The sequence below is a fragment of the Clostridium punense genome (assembly GCF_017874425.1).
GTDB lineage: Bacteria > Bacillota > Clostridia > Clostridiales > Clostridiaceae > Clostridium_J > Clostridium_J punense.
Genome location: NZ_JAGGLL010000016.1, coordinates 59,053 through 76,586, shown reverse-complemented (window position 1 = coordinate 76,586; position 17,534 = coordinate 59,053). Strand labels below are relative to the sequence as shown.

Sequence of the window (17,534 nt, the reverse complement as noted above, 5' to 3'; positions counted from 1 at the left end):
TAGAAAAGCTACTTCTTGGAAGTAATAAATTAATACTTAAGTGGTTTCTCCATATATCTGTTTATACATTACTCTTCTTTAACATATAGTTTATTTTCATCGTACTGTTCATAACCTAGAAGTAAGGCCTCTAGGTAATTAAGGTCATAATTTCTTTGGTCATAGCTATTAAAGGTTTTCTTCTTATCACTGGTTTTTCTACTATTATTTTCACTTGGAGCAGGACTTTTAAAAGGATTATACTTGCTTCCATGACTACTTGGCACAGGACTCTTAAAAGGATTATACTTACTTCTGTGACTACTTGTCCTATAGGAGTTTGATTCATTCCTATGTCTTAGCTTGTCTCCATCAATTTCGGTACTCATATCCCTTTGCCATTTCAGCCACTGCTGATCTGGGCTTTTATCATTATTTTTAGGGCTTTGCTTATTCTCCTTGGCTTTTCCTCGGTATATATTTTTAGTTCTTTCCTCTTTATTATCCTCCACAGTGGCCATTGTCTCAAATTCTAGTTCATCCCGATAATTTTCATTAGTGGTGGCACCTTGGGGTACTTCTTCGGTCTCCTTAGTTTCTAGGATATCCTGTTCTACCTCTTCACTGACTTTATCCACAACTACATATAAGTTAGATGAACTTCCTCTTCTTGTGCTTTTAACTAGGCCAAGACCTATTAGTTCCTCTAAATATCTTTGAATAGTTTTAGAGGATTTATTTAAAGCATTTGCAAGATAACCTTGTGAGGGAAAGCAAGATTTCTTCTCCCCATAACACATTTTTTGTAACAAGATATATAATCTAAAAGCTCCATCGGAAATTTCTTTTAACTCTATAATTTCATTACTTATCTTTGTATATCCCATAATTCTATCCCTCAGCAAATTCTATATGCTGCTAAAGGATCACACCCCCAAATCCTCAGATTTTATTAAGACATCCTTGTCTCAAAGATTAAATATGCAGTTTGGTGATGTTTTGCATAACCCCAATAACAATTTACATTTTATTCACAAATGTAAATAGAGTAAATTCTAAATCTGTAGTATAATATAATAGTTATAAAAATATTTCGGTTCCCTAAAGATTTTTGATTTAAGAAGTCACAAAAATACAATGGGCTGAATAAGTAAACATTATGAAATTCTTTATATAAATTAATCGCTTATAGCTAACCATATTTATTCCACATTTTTATCAATCCATAATTCCAATACCTTATTGTATAAACCTGTGATATGAGGACATCTTTTCTTATGTAATATGTTGTACCTGCGTATTATTGTAATTACAAAAACAAGCTAATCTTCACATTTATTAAATTAAGAACAAATTCATTTTATATGAAGGGGGTTTTTACATGAAAGATATGACAAAGGGTAGTGAGGCCAAACTTATATTTTATTTTGCTCTTCCCATGTTAGTGGGAAACATATTTCAGCAGTTATATAATACTGTTGATAGCATCATTGTTGGAAAGTTTTTAGGTAAGGATGCACTAGCTGCAGTAGGCACCAGCTTTCCTATAATTTTCTTACTTATTTCCTTAATCATGGGGGTAACCATGGGATCAACTATTTTAATATCTCAATACTTTGGGGCAAAAGATATGGAGAAAGTTAAAAAGACCATAGATACAGCCTATATCACCTTATTTTTTGCATCTATTTTTGTTACAATTTTAGGTCTTATAATTGGCGGCCCTATTTTAAGACTTATAAATGTGCCTGATGAAATTTTTGCTGCCTCTAAGGAGTATCTTGATATAACCTTTATTGGTCTTATCGGAATGTTTGGTTATAACTCTGTCAGTGCTATTTTAAGAGGACTTGGAGATTCTAAAACACCAGTGTATTTCTTAATTATCTCTTCTATAATAAACATATTTTTAGATCTTTTATTTATTTTAGAGTTTAATATGGGGGTAGGTGGAGCTGCTTGGGCCACTATCATTTCTCAAGCCATATCCTTTATTTTAGCAGTAATATATTTAAATAAACGTCATAAGGTTCTTAAAATTAATATAAGACACTTAGAGTTTGATAAGGATATACTTAAAAGGAGCATTAAGATAGGACTTCCCTCAGGAATTCAACAAATGGTATTTTCTTTTGGAATGATGATGCTTCAGGGGCTTATCAATGGCTTTGGAGGAAATACTATGGCTGCCTATGCTGCTGCCTCAAAAATAGATTCCTTTTCTTCCATGCCAATAATGAATTTTGGAGCTGCAATTTCTACCTTTGTTGGTCAAAATATTGGTGCTAACAAGCCAGAAAGAGTACGAAAAGGGCTTAATACAACCTTAATAATGTCTACAGTAATGTCCATTGGAATAGCTTTAATATTAATTATCTTTGCAAAGCCATTAGTTCAGATTTTCACTAGCGAAGCTGAAGTAGTTGCTCAAGGTGTTAATTATATAAATATTGTTGCTCCCTTCTATTTTGTGGTTGGTGCCATGTTTATTATAAACGGTGTTCATAGAGGAGCTGGAGAAGCTATTTTTCCAATGATAATATCTATATTATCTCTTTGGCTTATAAGACTTCCTATAGCTTATGTACTATCTTCTCCACTTGGAAGTAGTGGAATTTGGTGGTCTATCCCTGCTGGTTGGACCTTTGGAGCTATAGCCACTGTAATTTACTACCGTTCTGGAAGATGGAAAAACAAGTCCATTATAAACCTTGATGAAAATAAAAAAGATAGCTCTAACTAATTATTAAGTATAAAGTTTTTTGGAGCTTTTGTTCCATTGATTAAAAACTCTTAGTAACTACAGTTATAACCATTACTTAACAAGGATTTTAAAATAGATAGCATGGTAAAATAAAAACTTCCAGCTGTGATAAAATTTAATTTATCATAACTGGAAGTTTTGTTATATATATTTTCAGTTAATGGGTACTTAAGTTGATATTGGATAATAAAAATAAACTTTTAGCCTAGTCATGAGACTAATTTAGCTGCCTTGATGAAGCCATTGATTTTCTTTTCGATTTCAGTGGCTTTAAACTTTCCAATATATTTAATGCATTATACAGAGCTACTTACTTTAATCACTACATTACAGAAAGTGCCCATAGGTATAAAGAAGCCACTGTTCCATAAGGAGAGTATCTCTTTTTGTATCTTTCAAACTTTTCCTTTGGCAGTTCTTTAAGTCCATATAAGTTCATCATTCCTCTACGAATAGCTAAATCGCCAAAACTTACTACATCAGGACGGCAAAGAGAGAAAATCAAAAGCATTTCAGCAGTCCAAACTCCAACGCCTTTAAGAGCTGAAAGCTTTTTTACTATTTCTTCATCAGTTAAAGTATGAAGTGTGCTAAAGTCCACCTCACCAGAAATGGCAGCCTCAGCAATTCCTTTAATATATCCTACTTTCCTTAAGCTCATACCGCAACCTTGAATTTCTTCAATGCTTACCTTATCAATGTTTTCTGGTGCAACCACTCCAATAACATTAATAAATCTATTCCAAACAGTTTCTGCAGCCTTGCTTGAAATTTGTTGGCTAACAATACTTGAAATTAGTGCTTCAAAGGGATTCGGAGTAATCTCACGCTGTATCATTCCTATTTTTTCAATAGCTGCCCCTAGCTTTTTATCCTTCTTCTTTAAGTATTCTATTTCTTTTTCTCCGTACTTGAAAAACTCCATTTTTATTCTCCGTTCATAAAAATTTAGGATTATAGACTTACTACTACTTTACTTAATCACCTTTCCATCCTTAAATTCCTCATAGTATTCTGTTTATTATCATTATTAAATCTTACCCCTTTATCATTACTCTACTTATACCTTAAAAGTTAGTGTTTTTCATTAGTATTATTTTAAGCTTTTTAGCTATGAGCTTTCAATATTTTTTCTCTTCTTTTCCTTATTAATTATTGCAGTTATAAATAAAGCAGTACCAATTACAAAGCCTAAGATTCCTATTATATAAACCTTCAGTAGAAACTTATTTTTAGCTGCATTCTTTCTAAGTTCTTCCTTTGTTCCTTCATCAAACCCAAACTTAATATTGTTAATTTCTTCTTTACTTAAATTTAGCTGACTTTCATCTAGGTTTAAAGAGTAAATTAAGGCACCTTTATCACCTTGCGCATTATAATTGAAGTTAAAACTTTTAGGTTTATAGCCACCCTTTATTACCGCTTCCTTAACTAAGTATACCTTATTTACGAATTCTTCTTTTGTTACCTGATCCCCTACAAATCCAATACTTATTGCTGGTTGCTCTTTTATATTCTTGGAATATTCATCAGTAAACAAGTACTTACCTCGTTCTATCTCAAAACTAGTAGCTACAGCCTTTAAATCAGGAACTTTTTCCTTTAATTCTTCATATAAAATCTTGCTTAATTGCTCTCCAAACTTTCTTGCAATTTTTTGCTCAGCAGAGTAGGAATAATAGTATTCATCATAAAACCTACCATCACCCTTAATATCTATTACGAATTTAATATTCTCTTTTTTAGACTCTATATTTGCAGCATAGTTATGGAACTTAAAATTATACCCAATACTAATAATCTCAAAATCCTTATCACTATAATTAGCTGAAATATATTTACTTATCTCTCTTTTAGCAAAATATTTACTTAAGGGATTTCCATTAAACTCATTATAAATAAATCCTACTAAAAAAACTAGAATTATTAAGATAAACCCAAATATCTTTTTCATTACTACACCCCTTTACTCATTAAAACCAAATCTTTTTAATACAATACCCCATAATAGTTCCTATTAGTGTGAGAACTCCACAAATTATAGCTATTATTCCTATTGGCATTCCTTCACCCAAAAATACTACACTACCTATAAAAAATACAACTGTCACAATAATAGGTGGTAGCCATATTTTTTTAACTAGCCCATAAGAGGCAACCCCTAACAGTGGATAAATTATAATTGATTGAAGTGCTCTTTCTTCTCTAAGTATAAATAAAGCTAATAATGCTCCAACTACTACATAAGCAATTTTTATATTTAATAATCGGTATCTAATACTTTTCATAATCTTACTTTCCTTTTTTACAATAGCTAACTCTTCTTCATCAAAACCATTTGGCATACTTATTTCGTCACTTTTAAGTGCTTCCATGTATTCTTTGCATTGATTACAATTAGAAATATGCTGGTGAATTAAACCATTGCTTTCCTCACTAGTTAACCCATCAATGTATAGAGTCAACAAATCTTCAATGACTTTGCACCCTACTTCTCCCATCACAACTCTATCTCCTTTCTTAACCTTACCTTTACTCTATGAAAAGTAACCCTTGCCCAATTTTCACTTTTCCCTAAAATATCACCTATATCTTTAAAGCTTAATTCATTAACTACTCTAAAAAGTACTACCTGCCTAGAATCAAAATCTAAATTACTAATCTTCTTTAACACTTCTCTTAAAGTTTCTTTTCTTTCATAATTAGTTTCTAAAAGGTCTTGCGGATTTATATAGCTACTAAATTCATTAAGTTCACAAATGTTATACTTTTTATTCTTACTATATTGTTTAAGATAAACATTTCTTGCAATGCTATAGAGCCAAGTAGATATCTTACTTTCTCCTTTAAACCTATTTATACTTTTAAAGGCTTGAAAGAAGGTTTCCTGAAGAAGCTCCTCTGCACTGGACTTGTTTCCAGTCAAATAAATTAAATACTTAAATATTCCTTCACTATATTCTTTGTACAGATTATCAAACTCCCTCATAGTTCCCTCCTTTCATATTTAAATAACTTTTATAATTTTGTAGCCTACATCTATTAGTACAAATAAGTGGATATTCGTTACAGTAGAATAAAAATATTCCTACTATTTATTTTACAGTATAAATAGTATAGAGTTATAAAAATATGCAGATAAAAAGATGCAGGGCTCTTCAGCCTTGCATCTTTCCTCATACTTTTTACTTAAGCTCTATCTCAAAACTACTAGTTTGAAACTTGTGAATCCAAGTTACAGCAAATTTTAGAATATCATCTTTTACAGAGGCACTATCCACTGTTACTCCAAATTCTTTTATATATCTATCCTCATTACCTTCATAGTTATGCCAAAATTGACTGTAGAATTTACTACCTCCAATTAATGTTAAGTCTATGCTTTCAATATTTGCCCCTTCTTTAGGCTTAAAGTTAATTTGAGTTTCTTCTCCCTTATTCTCTATGCTTAAAAGGTCTAGGCCATATCCTCCATCTTCAATAAGTCTTCCTGTACTTTTATCTATTACAACTTCTCTATCTATCCTAGGTTGATAAATCATTCCTCTTGCTTTAAGTGTAAAGTGCTTAGACTTACTGTAGGCTCCTCCTGCAAAGGTGAGAATATATTCATCTCCATTTTTAGTTCCTCCAGAAACTAACCTAAAAATATTTTCTTTTTCATCCTCTAAATATCCATCCTTTAACCAAGTAAATCTCTGTGCCTTTCCTATATCTCTCCTAATTACTACTTCAGTTCCCATTGGGTAAACTCTCATTTCTCTTATAAATACCCTAAATCCATCAAGGTCAACTTCTTTATTTAAAGGGTAAACCTGTGGCTTCACTTGTAAAATCTTATCCTTTATTTCAATATCCATAATAAACTTACCCTGAGATAAAATCTGTTCCCTATCTGGATTATTCATATCTATTATTTTATCAAAGGTTACCTTTATCTTCTTAGGAATACTATCCTCTCCCCCTAGCCCAACCTCAAAATATTTTTCATTCATTAGAGGTTTTAGCCCGTCAGAACTATAATCTCCTGGGCCATGGGTTTCAAATATTTCTAATTGCTTATCATTTTCACTTGCAATTTCGATATTTCTTGGGGAAATATACTGTCCTTCTTTTTCTTCAACACCTTCAATGATATAACCAAAAATTAGCCTTTTATTATCTCCAATAATTCTTGTTAAAGTAACTTTAACCCCATCTATCTCGTAGACTTTGTTTATCTCTTGAATATAACCTTCCTCAAGGGCATATTTAATTCCTGGATTAATTAAAACTACATTTGCAAAGTCCCTTATTAAGGGAACCTTGCTCATTACCTTTGCAAAAGCTACAGAGGTGTTTAGTAGAATAACAAAACCTAAAATGCTGGCCACTAACCCCCACATAGGTCTTTTATATCTTAGCTTCTTCTTTCTTAAAGCTTTTTCTCTTCCTCCCTCAATTACACTATCTAAACCTTGGGGGGATGCTATATCTTTATACTTTTTCTTGCTCAAGTTAATATCTATTTTACTCAAAATCCTCACCCTCCTTTAGCTGAACTCTTAACATATTTAAAGCCTTGTGCATATAGTTCTTTACATTACTTTCTGACAGTTCCAATATTTTTGCAATATCCTTTATCTTTAAATCTTCAAAGTACTTAAGAATTATTACAGTTTTATAAGTTCCTTGTAGCTTATCTACTGCCTCGTACAAGTCTAAATACTCATTATCCTTAGTTCCAATCCCAAAGAGGCCTTCCTCTTCTCCAAAATAAATAACCTTATTTCTCTTTTTTATATAATCTAAGGAGGAATTCACAATTATTTTTGTAATCCAAGTATTAAAATACTCTGGTTCTTTTAGTTTTTTTATATTTAAAAAAGCCTTATATACAGCTTCCTGAACTATTTCCAGTGCATCTTCTTCATTTTTTACATATATATAGGCAATTCTATAAAGTCTATGCTTATCTACATCAATGAGCTTTTGTAGTAGCTGCTCATTAATATTCTCACTTCTTTTACTAAAACCTGTCAAGTTCATATATTTCCTCCCCTCCCTTTTATTTACACACTATAGACCTATTATAGTATAGTTTTGTTTTTTGAAGATAAGATTTTTCTATATATAAATAAGTTATATTACTAAAGCTTAGTTACCATAACTATATGTGACTATAACCAATATTCATCTTTTAACCTTCTCTTGACTTTTTTATATTTCCAAAGCATAAACCAATAAATTTTCATATTTAAGCTCTATGATAGCGATATTGGTTTGAAATTTGAAGAAACAAACCAATTTATAAGAAATATTAAAATATTTATAACAAATTTACATTTTTATATTTTACCGCTGTAGTTTATATGTTAGAATATGGTTATTAATTACTACTATTCCTTTACTTCCCAAAATCAACATGGACAAGTATATAGGAATTGATAAAACTGTATATGTGAAACTAGTTTAGACATTTGAAAGCGCCTTATGTATGGCTTTAGAAGGGAGTATTATTTTGATCAAGGAATACAAGATACTTATTATAGATGAAGACATTAAATTTATTCAATTTTTAGAAAAGCTTTTCATACCATTAAATTATAAAATATACTCCACCTCTAACCCAAGAAAAGCTATACGCATGGTGGATAAGGTTAATGCAGATATAGTTTTTATAGATGATAAAACCTCTGGGGTATCCTCTATTGATTTACTTACAATTAATAAAAAGTCAACCCCGTCAGCCATAAGGTTTTTGGTAGGTGATTTACCTAATATAGAAAATATAATTGAAGCCTTTAATAGTAATCTTATTTATAAATATCTTACGAAGCCTTTTAATGAAAAAGAAATTATTGATACTTTAGAAAAAGCCCTAAGACATATGGAGGATCAGAAGAAAAAAGAAGAGTTTTATAACTATTGCAAGGAATTAGAGGCTGAAGGAATAATAGATGTAGCTATTCCTTTGTATAATTATGATAACAATGCAAACATGAAAATTTTAGATGAGAATGAGCGAAGGAAATATTTCCGTGTAAAAACCTTTGTACCAATTTGCTCTGATATGAGAATAATGCAAATAAAGGGTAAGTTTGTGGATACCCCCTTCACTAAAATATGTGTTCTTGATCTTAGTGGTGGTGGTTTTAGATTTTTATCTGAGTTAAAACTTCCCATAAGCTCTGAAGTAGTGTTAGAGTTTCAAACTAATATCTTAGATCATACCCTTCTACTTCTAGGTCACATTGTGCGTATGGATATTGTGGAAACCCATATTTATGAGTATGGAGTTGAGTTTGAAATTGATGAAAATAAAAAAAGCCAGCTCATAAGACTATTAAATGAAATGCAAATTGATATTAGAAATAATAAGGCTATCCGGGGCTGCAGCTTCTGCACTAAGGAAAATCAAATTAAATGTTTAAAATCTCGATTATAAAATGACCAATAAAGACATCATAATATATTAATCATCAAAATTTACGAACAATTTATAAGAATTTGTTGTAATAATTTTATTGTATTTTGCATAGAGAAATGTGAAAATAATACTATAAGTATTTCCATATTTTTACTTACTCCTATTGTTAAAGGGCTTATTATTCTGATCAGATAATAAGTCCTTTACCTTTACAGCCCTGGTAAATTGCTTAGGTGCGTCACCTTTAGAGATATGGTTGCATCTAAAATCTTTAGGTCATCAAGGTACTTTTCAAGTTAAATATTCTGTTGAAAAAGCTATTCCCTTGGCTGGCTGGTTTATTGGAGATTCTTAGATAACTGAAGCTTTTAGAATATATTTAATTTATAGGAGTAGCGGTTAATAAGTGTGGTTATACCTATTATAAAACTTGATTAATATTAGGTGATGTTATGAATAAATTCTTTCTTTTCCGGTTCCTTCAAATATTTTTATGCTTTCCTTTTATCATGGTACTAGCAACTTCAAGTATGGATAATAGGACCCAAGGTATCTTTGTGGGCATGTTTACTTTTTATACTATAGTTTATGAAATATTATTAATGAGAAAAAGTAAAAAAAGCAGAGGAACTAAAAGTTCTTCTGCTTAGGTTTTACTTTTGTTACTTTCATTATAAGGTTAAAAGTAGTGGTTGCAAGCATTATACCAAAGGCTATTGCTCCTGCAACCCCAAGAACCTGCATTCCCTTTGAAAAGGCCTCATTATACTTTTGTTCTACAATATAATTAACGGTACTATAAGCTGTAAGCCCAGGTACTAAGGGAAATATTCCAGGCACTGAAAACTGCATAGTTGGAGTTTTTAACTTTCTAGCTAAAATCTCGCTATACATTCCCACCGTAAAAGCACCACAGAAGGAAGCCATTACTGGGCTACCATTATAATTATAAACTAAAAGATATACAGCCCATCCAAAGGCTCCAGAAAACCCAGTCCATATTATTTTCCTTCTATCTATGTTAAATAGTATTACAGGAAATATGCTTCCAAAAAAAGCTAGGATTATTTGTTTAACCATGACTATGCACCTACCTTCAGAGATAGTGCTGTACCAATTCCAGCTCCTATAGCAGTAACTATTAGCATCGCTTCTCCAAACTTTGCAATACCTGAAGTAAAATCTCCATATATAATATCCTTGATACCATTGGTAAGAGCCACCCCTGGAAGCAGTATCATTATTGCTCCAGCTATTACGTTATCCTTATTAACAAAAGGTACAATTCTCTCGATAAAAGAGCTTACAATTCCAATAATAAATCCTGAAAAAAAGAATTCAAAGAATTGAAAGAAACCTACTCCAGATACCTTCTCCAGCATATAGTAAATTCCTATACTTATTATGGCTGAAACTACGGAATCATAAATTGTTCCATTAGTAAATAAAGAATAGATAAAAGAAGTCATACTAGCTGCTAAAAGCCTCATAGGAAAACTAAAATATGGCGCTCCTTCAATTTCCTTTAAAGTTTTTTTTGCTTCTTCAAAAGACATATTGCCTTGTTGAACATTTCTTGAAAAAGAGTTAATTAACTCAATTCTGTATAAATCTACTCTTCTACTTCTAACTTTCCTTAAAGAGGTTACCTTTTCTTCATTTTCATCTATAACAGATATAAATACCCCCTTAGCAGTGGCCATGCACTCGCATTGAAGATTATATGCGTTACATATTCTCTCTATGGTTTCCTCAACTCTATAAGCCTCAGCACCATTTCCAATAAGCATTTGTCCTGCTGATAGTGCAATTTCTAAAACTTTTTTTGCGTCCATAGATTTTCTCCTTAATAAAAAATTATTTTAAATAACTAATAAGTTAATTTTATTTAACAACTTTTGAAGGAGCTTTGACTTGTCTAAAGCTAATGACATAGAAAATTTATCCTTTAATAAGGATGTAAACACAAAAAACATCAATTACCTATATAAGGTAAATTAATTTACAAAATATGTTGACAAGTAAAACTTTCTATCATATAATTAAATCGAACATAAGTTCGGGAAAATCCCCATTTTCCCTCGCTGTGCCCTCCCATCCTTTGGACACAGCGAAAACGTAACTAACTTTACAGGAAAAGTCCTCTTTGCAGGACTTTTTTCTTTAGGCATTTTCAAAAAATAAGTAAGTCAGTATGTTTGTCTAACTCAAGGCTTTAAGAAATGTTAAAATTAAACCTTCACTAAAAACCTATTCATATTCGTCTTATCTCATGCTATTCTAAGTTAACCTTTAAGTATTTCTTTTAAGTATACTATTCTCTTAATTTAGTAGCCTACAGAATTATAAAATAAAATTACCTCAATGTAAATTTTTTAGAAAACTCTATCTTATCTATTAATTTTTTAATATTGCTATTTTATTTTCCTTATATTCAGGCACAATATCTGTGCTATCCTTTGTTAAGCAATATTTTAAGTCTTCTTCAAGACCCAATTCTTTTATTCTCTTATAATGAGTTGCATATTTTACAAAGCTAAATAGGTCTTCATTGTTTTCATAAATGTAATGTGAAGTAGTTGCTATATCTGTTAAAACTAGTTCATCCATACATTCTTCTTCAGATAATTTTTTTAAACAGTTTATAATGTATCCACTAGTTAAAAAGTCGTCTATAGAAAACTCTCCCATAGTTCCTGCATTAACAAATATCACATCTTTATTAAGCTCTCTAAGCTTCCTAGCTACAGCTTTTCCATTAATCATGGAAGCAATAAAAATATGATCTGCTACTTCACTATTTTTAATAGCCTTTGTCCCATTAGAAGTAGTCATCACAAGACTTCTTCCCTCTACATTTTCTCTTGTGTAATCTAAAGGAGAATTTGAAAAGTCAAAGCCCTCTATTTTCATAGCCATTCTTTCTCCGCCTAGTATGTATTTCTCTCTATTGTCTCCCACCAAACTCAAAGCATCTTCTATTTCCCTTACTGGAATCACTTCCTTGCAACCATTCTTTAAAGCTGTAATCATCACTGAAGTTGCTCTTAGTACGTCTATTACCACTACTACTTTTCCTTTAAGTTTCTCTTCCTTTATATCTGAAGCTGAAATTATAATATCAATCTTCACCTTAAATCCCTCCCTATAAAACACTATACCATCATATTAAATTATACTTTTATTCTGTAATAAAATCACTGGCAGAATACTGTATTTATAGCGATTAAATTACTTTCCCATCTTTCACTACTAATGAACTTTTACTACATTTCAAACCTCACTGTAAAATTCTTACCTGAGACTTTTCCCTTGATATAAGTCCTCATCCTCCAGCTTTTTATCTATGGCATTTAGTACTTCCCATTTTCTAAGACTCCACATTGGCCCTATTAAAAGCTCCCTTGGGGCATCCCCTGTAAGCCTATGAATCACCATTTCCTCTGGTAGCATAGTTATAGCTGTGGTTATTAGGTCTAAGTACTCTTCCATTTCTAAAAGTCTTAATCTCCCTTTATTATATAATATCTCTAGCGGTGTATTTTTCATAAGATGAAGTAGATGAAGCTTAATACCCTGTACATCTTTCTTTGATAAATACTCTATAGTTCCGAGCATATCTTCCCTGTCTTCCCCTGGAAGGCCAAAGATTACATGAACCACTACATCTATATTTCTTTCTCTAAGCTTTCTTACTGCTTCCTCAAAAACTTCTAATTTATACCCTCTATTAATTAATCTAGCAGTATCATCCTTAGAAGTTTGAAGTCCAAGCTCTACCCAAGTATATACTTTCTTTGAATACTCTTCTAAAAGATCTAAAACTTCATCACTTAAACAATCTGGCCGTGTAGCAATGGCAAGGCCTACCACATCTTCTTGATTTACTGCCTCATCATATTTTGCCTTAAGTACTTCAATAGGTGCATAAGTGTTAGTGTAAGCTTGAAAATATGCAATATACTTTCCATCCTTCCACTTCTTGTTCATCATAGTTTTTATATCTTCAAATTGCTTAGTAATAGAAAAACATCTATCCCCAGCAAAATCCCCTGAACCTCTTTCAGAGCAGAACACACAACCACCTTTACTTATGGTTCCATCTCTATTAGGACAAGAAAATCCTGCATCTAAGGATATCTTAAAAACTTTTTCTCCAAACTTTTCTCTTAAAAAATAATTAAGGCTATGATATCTTTTACCATTCCATTGTTTAGTCATATGTATCCTCACCTTTTACTATATACTTATAATTCTTTTAATTCTTACTTATATTGCCAAGATAACTTGCCATAAATCTATACATTAACTTGTTTATTATAGGATTCCTTAGTGAAATTTTAAGTCATTTATAATGAATTTCCTTCTTCTTCAAAATTCTTAAGGAACTCAAAATAGGTTCAATGTATAAGTTAAATCTTAATATGTGTACTTTCATAAATTTATCCACAATAACTTTTAAAAATCTATTATTTATACACATTTTATTCCTTATATATGGATAACTTCCTCTAGTGAGTTAAATATTAATGAAACTACTTCCCCTAACCCACATTTATCTCAATTTTTTCTTCAAATAATAGTTTAACCCTTTGAAATAAAAAATTCCATATATAGTTTACTAATGTTTACTTACTCAAATTCATTACATAATCCAACTTCCTCAGTGGAAGAATACATTTGTTAGAAATAAGGCATCTTCAAAAAATAAATAAGTCAATCTGCTCGTCTATTTTGTGATATACTGCGTCAACAGAACCCTTAGATAGCTCACTATCTGCGGAACCTGTTTTCTTGTCTGCACAAGCTTGCTTGTGAACTCAAAATATCCTTTACATCTTGGACTTGTTATTTATTTTCAGATGCCTAATTAGGAGGTACCTTTATGGATAAACAATGTTTAGCATTACACGAAACTATGCAAGTCCACGAAATGCTCAACTTTAAGACAATTTGCATGGCTACATCAAAAATGATGCAGGGAGTAGTTTTTGATCAAGAGCTTAAAGCCCTAATGGCAAAGGATGTAGAACACTCTATTATGTCTGTAGCTGCACTCCAGGACTTACTTTCAAAAGCACCAACAATAAAATAGGAGGTGAAATATCTTGATAAATGATTATTTAGAGGTTAGAAATGCTGAAGGTATGCCAAACCTTATTGATAACTCCATAGCTCTTCAATTTTTACTTCTTGCTAAAACCGGAGTAAGAAACTGTGCCATGGCTTTAACAGAAGCAGCAACCCCAGAGGTTAGAGAAGTTTTAGTTACTCAACTGGAAAATGCACTTACTCTTCATGAAGAAATAACTGCTTTAATGATAAGAAAGGGCTGGTTCCATCCTTATGACTTAAATGAACAATTTAGGTTAGATCTTAAATCCTCTCAAACTACAGTAGAAATTGCAAAAATGGACTTATTCCCTGGAGATACAAGCAGACTTGGTATGTTTGCAACTCCATATAAATAAAGGCAGGAGGTAAATTTTATGAGAGCTGTAACCTTTCAAGGTATAAAGAACGTAAAGGTTAAACAAGTAGAAGATCCTAAAATTCATAAAAAAGATGATATTATTGTTAAATTAACTAGCACAGCCATATGTGGTTCAGACTTACACCTAATTCACGATATGGTGCCAAATCTTCCTCAAGGCTATATTATTGGACACGAACCCATGGGAATTGTAGAAGAGGTTGGACCAGAGGTTACAAAGGTTAAAAAAGGCGATAGGGTTATTATCCCCTTTAACGTAAGCTGTGGAGAATGTATCTTCTGTAAACATGGACTTACAAGTCAATGTGATAACTCCAATCCTCACGGAGAAAATGGTGGTTTCTTTGGATATACAGAAACCTTTGGTGGTTATCCTGGAGGTCAAGCAGAGTACATGAGAGTTCCTTATGGAAACTTTACACCTTTCCGTATACCAGATGATTGCGAAGTGGAAGATGAAAGTCTTCTTTTAATTTCTGATGCTATGTCAACAGCCTATTGGAGTGTAATTAACGGGGGAGTTAAAGCAGGTGATACAGTAGTTGTTTTAGGCTGTGGTCCTGTAGGTCTTTTAGCTCAAAAGTTTGCTTGGATGCAAGGTGCAGAAAGAGTTATTGCTGTGGATTACATAGATTACCGCTTAGAACATGCAAAACATCATAATAAAGTTGAAACAATTAATTTTGAACAGCATAAAAATACTGGAGAATATATAAAGGAAATTACCAAAGGTGGGGCAGATGTAGTAATTGATTGTGTAGGTATGGATGGAAAGATGACACCTCTTGAGTTTTTAGCAACGGGTGCAAAGCTTCATGGTGGAGCTATGGGAGCTATTGTAATGGCAACTCAAGCAGTTAGAAAGTGTGGAACCATTCAGCTAACAGGAGTTTACGGTGGAAGATATAATGGTTTCCCTCTTGGAGATATCTTTGCAAGAAATGTAAACATAAGAACAGGTCAAGCACCAGTAATTCCTTATATGCAAGAACTTTATAATATGCTGGTTGAAAAGAAAATTGACCCAAGCGATATAGTTACTCACAAATTACCACTAGAACAAGCAGAACATGGTTACCATGTGTTTGATACAAAAACTGATGGATGCATTAAGGTTATTCTTAAGCCATAAAACTTTTATTAATTTATGTAGACTGAAGAAGTAAAAATGGAAGGTAATTTATAGAGAAATTAAGGAGATGAACCCATGGATAAGCAATATATAGCACCTCATGAATGTATTCAACTACATGAGATATTAACCTTTAAAAACTTATGCTTAACAAAGTCTCTTACCATGTCAAAATTGGTTTCTGATGAGGAGTTAAAGGGCATATTAAATCAAGATGCTACTTTAGGTGAAGAGCATGTAAAAGAATTAAAAGCTCTAATGGAAGAGGCCAGAAGTGACTGGGATAGGCTTCCTAACATATAAAGATAAACCAATCTTAGAATAAATGAAAAATATATAGGATGGTGAGATTATGAATACACTAGTTGAAATGCTTACAGGCATGGATAAGCTTACTGATCAAGTAATTGCCACTGACTTTTTAATAGCAGCTAAAAATGGGGTAATAAATTATTCCATGGCACTTACTGAAACCACTTCTCCCAAGGTAAGAGAGGTTCTTAAAAATCAGCTAAGACATGCCATTGCAACTCATGCAACCATTACAAATTATATGCTGAAAAAAGGCTACTATCAAGCTTATAACTTAAAAGAGCAATTTGAAATTGATATGAAAGTAACAGAAACTGCCTTAACCCTTGCTGAGAAGCTGAAATAAAAAGTCCCCTTAAAGTATCTTGGTGAACCTCACCATATACCTTAGGGGGTTTATAATTTATTTATATAAATTGTAATATAACTTCTGCATTTAAAAGAATTTCAATCAGCTTATATTAAAGATAATGGAAAATTGAATTACATATATTTATGCAGCATCTTTATTGAACTCTATTTATCTAGAAAAGATTATAAATAGAATTGATTATACTATACTCTAACCCTATTAAAAGAATACAACACATAATAAAGGCCCCTAGTTTAATTTCTGCTATTCTATCTTTTCTGTAATTTCCTTTAAATAGCGAAACTATATCAGGTGTAAAATTGTATTTTACAGCCTCTGCAAATTCATCACCGCTTTTAAAGAACTGTTTAAATATCCACTTATATACTGGAATATTTAATATTATTAGTATTATAAGCACAATTCATAGTCCCCCTTAAATAATATTACAAAGCATATTAATTAACTTTAGCGGGTTTTAAACGTAAACCTAATATTCTTCTAACTAGAACACCTAAAAATATCATTTGTAAGGCTTGTGGCATTCTTAATTGAACTGGCGAAATATCACTAGCTACTATATAAGCATCTACCCCTATAAAAGTAGAAATAACTATTAAAACCACTAGCATTGCCTCATAATACCACCCTTTTTTCTTGAAGGTTGTATGCCCTAATCCAAAGCCAATTAAAAACATTAATATTAACAGTAAAACGTTTATAGCATAAGCCATATAAATTCCTCCTTAATCAAATACCTTTATTTATATTATAAGTTAACTTATTACATATGTACACAAAATGAGCTAACATTTTTTCCAAAACATGCTTAAAAATTATACATTTATAATCTTTTCTTTACTATATCCAAATATAAGTTTTATATGCTGTATTATAAGTAATCACAAGGGATAAGCAAAATAATTTTTAATAAGAGTCCCTTATATAATTCCTTATTTCGCAACATTTTAAATTTAAACCCTTGGCTAAATGTGGTAAAATAGCATTAATCTAGTGATAAAAATTTAAATTAAGTTCCTTAAATTTGTATTTTGTTAGACTATTTATATAAATATTAAGATTAGAAGGTGT

20 protein-coding genes are annotated in these 17,534 nt (G+C 31.5%); 7 read left to right on the top strand and 13 right to left on the bottom strand.

Going from position 1 to position 17,534, the window contains the following annotated elements:
* Positions 1–68: 68 nt before the first annotated feature.
* Complete coding sequence (locus tag J2Z44_RS11160; protein WP_021281314.1) at positions 69–866, bottom strand: helix-turn-helix domain-containing protein; 798 nt, start codon at positions 864–866, stop codon at positions 69–71.
* A gap of 494 nt (positions 867–1,360) precedes the next feature.
* Here J2Z44_RS11160 and J2Z44_RS11155 point away from each other — a divergent pair, with 494 nt between their 5' ends.
* Positions 1,361–2,722: an MATE family efflux transporter gene (locus J2Z44_RS11155; protein WP_021281313.1), complete on the top strand. Its 1,362-nt coding sequence runs from the start codon at positions 1,361–1,363 to the stop codon at positions 2,720–2,722.
* 343 nt (positions 2,723–3,065) lie between these two features.
* On the opposite strand, the gene J2Z44_RS11150 is transcribed toward J2Z44_RS11155, so the two are convergent.
* The 6 genes from J2Z44_RS11150 to J2Z44_RS11125 all read right to left on the bottom strand — a co-directional run bounded on the left by J2Z44_RS11150 (position 3,066) and on the right by J2Z44_RS11125 (position 7,771).
* Entirely contained in the window at positions 3,066–3,668 is a 603-nt protein-coding gene (locus tag J2Z44_RS11150; RefSeq protein ID WP_209649576.1) for a DNA-3-methyladenine glycosylase family protein, read from the bottom strand.
* Between the two features lie 186 nt (positions 3,669–3,854).
* The gene (locus tag J2Z44_RS11145; RefSeq protein WP_021281948.1) at positions 3,855–4,697 is read right to left on the bottom strand and encodes a YfjL-like protein; all 843 of its coding nucleotides are present in this window, start codon (positions 4,695–4,697) and stop codon (positions 3,855–3,857) included.
* Positions 4,698–4,716: 19 nt separating this feature from the next.
* Positions 4,717–5,244, bottom strand: coding sequence for an anti-sigma factor family protein (locus J2Z44_RS11140; RefSeq protein WP_021281949.1), 528 nt, complete (start codon positions 5,242–5,244; stop codon positions 4,717–4,719).
* Positions 5,244–5,732 carry an RNA polymerase sigma factor gene (locus tag J2Z44_RS11135; RefSeq protein WP_021281950.1) on the bottom strand — a complete coding sequence of 163 codons (489 nt, stop codon included), beginning with the start codon at positions 5,730–5,732 and terminating at the stop codon, positions 5,244–5,246. The genes J2Z44_RS11140 and J2Z44_RS11135 overlap by 1 nt, the downstream gene beginning before the upstream one ends.
* A 196-nt stretch (positions 5,733–5,928) precedes the next feature.
* Positions 5,929–7,260 carry a DUF4179 domain-containing protein gene (locus J2Z44_RS11130; RefSeq protein ID WP_021281951.1) on the bottom strand — a complete coding sequence of 444 codons (1,332 nt, stop codon included), beginning with the start codon at positions 7,258–7,260 and terminating at the stop codon, positions 5,929–5,931.
* Positions 7,253–7,771, bottom strand: coding sequence for a sigma-70 family RNA polymerase sigma factor (locus tag J2Z44_RS11125; protein WP_021281952.1), 519 nt, complete (start codon positions 7,769–7,771; stop codon positions 7,253–7,255). Before J2Z44_RS11125 ends, J2Z44_RS11130 begins: the two co-directional genes overlap by 8 nt.
* Positions 7,772–8,243: 472 nt before the next feature.
* On the opposite strand from J2Z44_RS11125, the gene J2Z44_RS11120 reads away from it, so the two are divergent.
* A complete protein-coding gene (locus J2Z44_RS11120; RefSeq protein ID WP_021281953.1) occupies positions 8,244–9,170 on the top strand; it encodes a PilZ domain-containing protein in 927 nt (308 codons plus the stop codon).
* 612 nt (positions 9,171–9,782) lie between these two features.
* On the opposite strand, the gene J2Z44_RS11115 is transcribed toward J2Z44_RS11120, so the two are convergent.
* The 4 genes from J2Z44_RS11115 to mnmL all read right to left on the bottom strand — a co-directional run bounded on the left by J2Z44_RS11115 (position 9,783) and on the right by mnmL (position 13,373).
* The gene (locus J2Z44_RS11115) at positions 9,783–10,232 is read right to left on the bottom strand and encodes a threonine/serine exporter family protein (protein WP_021281956.1); all 450 of its coding nucleotides are present in this window, start codon (positions 10,230–10,232) and stop codon (positions 9,783–9,785) included.
* A gap of 2 nt (positions 10,233–10,234) precedes the next feature.
* Entirely contained in the window at positions 10,235–10,987 is a 753-nt protein-coding gene (locus J2Z44_RS11110) for a threonine/serine exporter family protein (RefSeq protein WP_021281957.1), read from the bottom strand.
* 562 nt (positions 10,988–11,549) lie between these two features.
* On the bottom strand, positions 11,550–12,284 hold the full coding sequence (locus J2Z44_RS11105) for a 2-phosphosulfolactate phosphatase family protein (RefSeq protein ID WP_021281958.1): 735 nt from the start codon (positions 12,282–12,284) through the stop codon (positions 11,550–11,552).
* Positions 12,285–12,446: 162 nt separating this feature from the next.
* A complete protein-coding gene (gene mnmL, locus J2Z44_RS11100) occupies positions 12,447–13,373 on the bottom strand; it encodes a tRNA modification radical SAM protein MnmL/YtqA (RefSeq protein WP_021281959.1) in 927 nt (308 codons plus the stop codon).
* Positions 13,374–14,037: 664 nt separating this feature from the next.
* On the opposite strand from mnmL, the gene J2Z44_RS11095 reads away from it, so the two are divergent.
* The 5 genes from J2Z44_RS11095 to J2Z44_RS11075 all read left to right on the top strand — a co-directional run bounded on the left by J2Z44_RS11095 (position 14,038) and on the right by J2Z44_RS11075 (position 16,436).
* Entirely contained in the window at positions 14,038–14,247 is a 210-nt protein-coding gene (locus J2Z44_RS11095; RefSeq protein ID WP_021281960.1) for a hypothetical protein, read from the top strand.
* 13 nt (positions 14,248–14,260) lie between these two features.
* Positions 14,261–14,623: a spore coat protein gene (locus J2Z44_RS11090; RefSeq protein ID WP_021281961.1), complete on the top strand. Its 363-nt coding sequence runs from the start codon at positions 14,261–14,263 to the stop codon at positions 14,621–14,623.
* Between the two features lie 18 nt (positions 14,624–14,641).
* Positions 14,642–15,778 carry a zinc-dependent alcohol dehydrogenase gene (locus J2Z44_RS11085; RefSeq protein WP_021281962.1) on the top strand — a complete coding sequence of 379 codons (1,137 nt, stop codon included), beginning with the start codon at positions 14,642–14,644 and terminating at the stop codon, positions 15,776–15,778.
* 75 nt (positions 15,779–15,853) lie between these two features.
* Positions 15,854–16,081 carry a hypothetical protein gene (locus J2Z44_RS11080; protein ID WP_021281963.1) on the top strand — a complete coding sequence of 76 codons (228 nt, stop codon included), beginning with the start codon at positions 15,854–15,856 and terminating at the stop codon, positions 16,079–16,081.
* Between the two features lie 49 nt (positions 16,082–16,130).
* Positions 16,131–16,436, top strand: a complete 306-nt coding sequence (locus J2Z44_RS11075; protein WP_021281964.1) for a spore coat protein — start codon at positions 16,131–16,133, stop codon at positions 16,434–16,436.
* A 178-nt stretch (positions 16,437–16,614) separates the two neighbouring features.
* On the opposite strand, the gene J2Z44_RS11070 is transcribed toward J2Z44_RS11075, so the two are convergent.
* Positions 16,615–16,863 carry a hypothetical protein gene (locus J2Z44_RS11070; protein ID WP_021281965.1) on the bottom strand — a complete coding sequence of 83 codons (249 nt, stop codon included), beginning with the start codon at positions 16,861–16,863 and terminating at the stop codon, positions 16,615–16,617.
* 37 nt (positions 16,864–16,900) lie between these two features.
* Entirely contained in the window at positions 16,901–17,176 is a 276-nt protein-coding gene (locus J2Z44_RS11065; RefSeq protein WP_021281966.1) for a hypothetical protein, read from the bottom strand.
* Positions 17,177–17,534 lie beyond the last annotated feature (358 nt).

Bases quoted from the DNA above. Each gene is read 5' to 3' on its own strand.
- J2Z44_RS11160 (WP_021281314.1), bottom strand. From the start codon at position 866: ATGGGATATACAAAGATAAGTAATGAAATTATAGAGTTAAAAGAAATT.
- J2Z44_RS11155 (WP_021281313.1), top strand. From the start codon at position 1,361: ATGAAAGATATGACAAAGGGTAGTGAGGCCAAACTTATATTTTATTTT.
- J2Z44_RS11150 (WP_209649576.1), bottom strand. From the start codon at position 3,668: ATGGAGTTTTTCAAGTACGGAGAAAAAGAAATAGAATACTTAAAGAAG.
- J2Z44_RS11145 (WP_021281948.1), bottom strand. From the start codon at position 4,697: ATGAAAAAGATATTTGGGTTTATCTTAATAATTCTAGTTTTTTTAGTA.
- J2Z44_RS11140 (WP_021281949.1), bottom strand. From the start codon at position 5,244: ATGGGAGAAGTAGGGTGCAAAGTCATTGAAGATTTGTTGACTCTATAC.
- J2Z44_RS11135 (WP_021281950.1), bottom strand. From the start codon at position 5,732: ATGAGGGAGTTTGATAATCTGTACAAAGAATATAGTGAAGGAATATTT.
- J2Z44_RS11125 (WP_021281952.1), bottom strand. From the start codon at position 7,771: ATGAACTTGACAGGTTTTAGTAAAAGAAGTGAGAATATTAATGAGCAG.
- J2Z44_RS11115 (WP_021281956.1), bottom strand. From the start codon at position 10,232: ATGGTTAAACAAATAATCCTAGCTTTTTTTGGAAGCATATTTCCTGTA.
- J2Z44_RS11110 (WP_021281957.1), bottom strand. From the start codon at position 10,987: ATGGACGCAAAAAAAGTTTTAGAAATTGCACTATCAGCAGGACAAATG.
- mnmL (WP_021281959.1), bottom strand. From the start codon at position 13,373: ATGACTAAACAATGGAATGGTAAAAGATATCATAGCCTTAATTATTTT.
- J2Z44_RS11095 (WP_021281960.1), top strand. From the start codon at position 14,038: ATGGATAAACAATGTTTAGCATTACACGAAACTATGCAAGTCCACGAA.
- J2Z44_RS11085 (WP_021281962.1), top strand. From the start codon at position 14,642: ATGAGAGCTGTAACCTTTCAAGGTATAAAGAACGTAAAGGTTAAACAA.
- J2Z44_RS11080 (WP_021281963.1), top strand. From the start codon at position 15,854: ATGGATAAGCAATATATAGCACCTCATGAATGTATTCAACTACATGAG.
- J2Z44_RS11075 (WP_021281964.1), top strand. From the start codon at position 16,131: ATGAATACACTAGTTGAAATGCTTACAGGCATGGATAAGCTTACTGAT.
- J2Z44_RS11065 (WP_021281966.1), bottom strand. From the start codon at position 17,176: ATGGCTTATGCTATAAACGTTTTACTGTTAATATTAATGTTTTTAATT.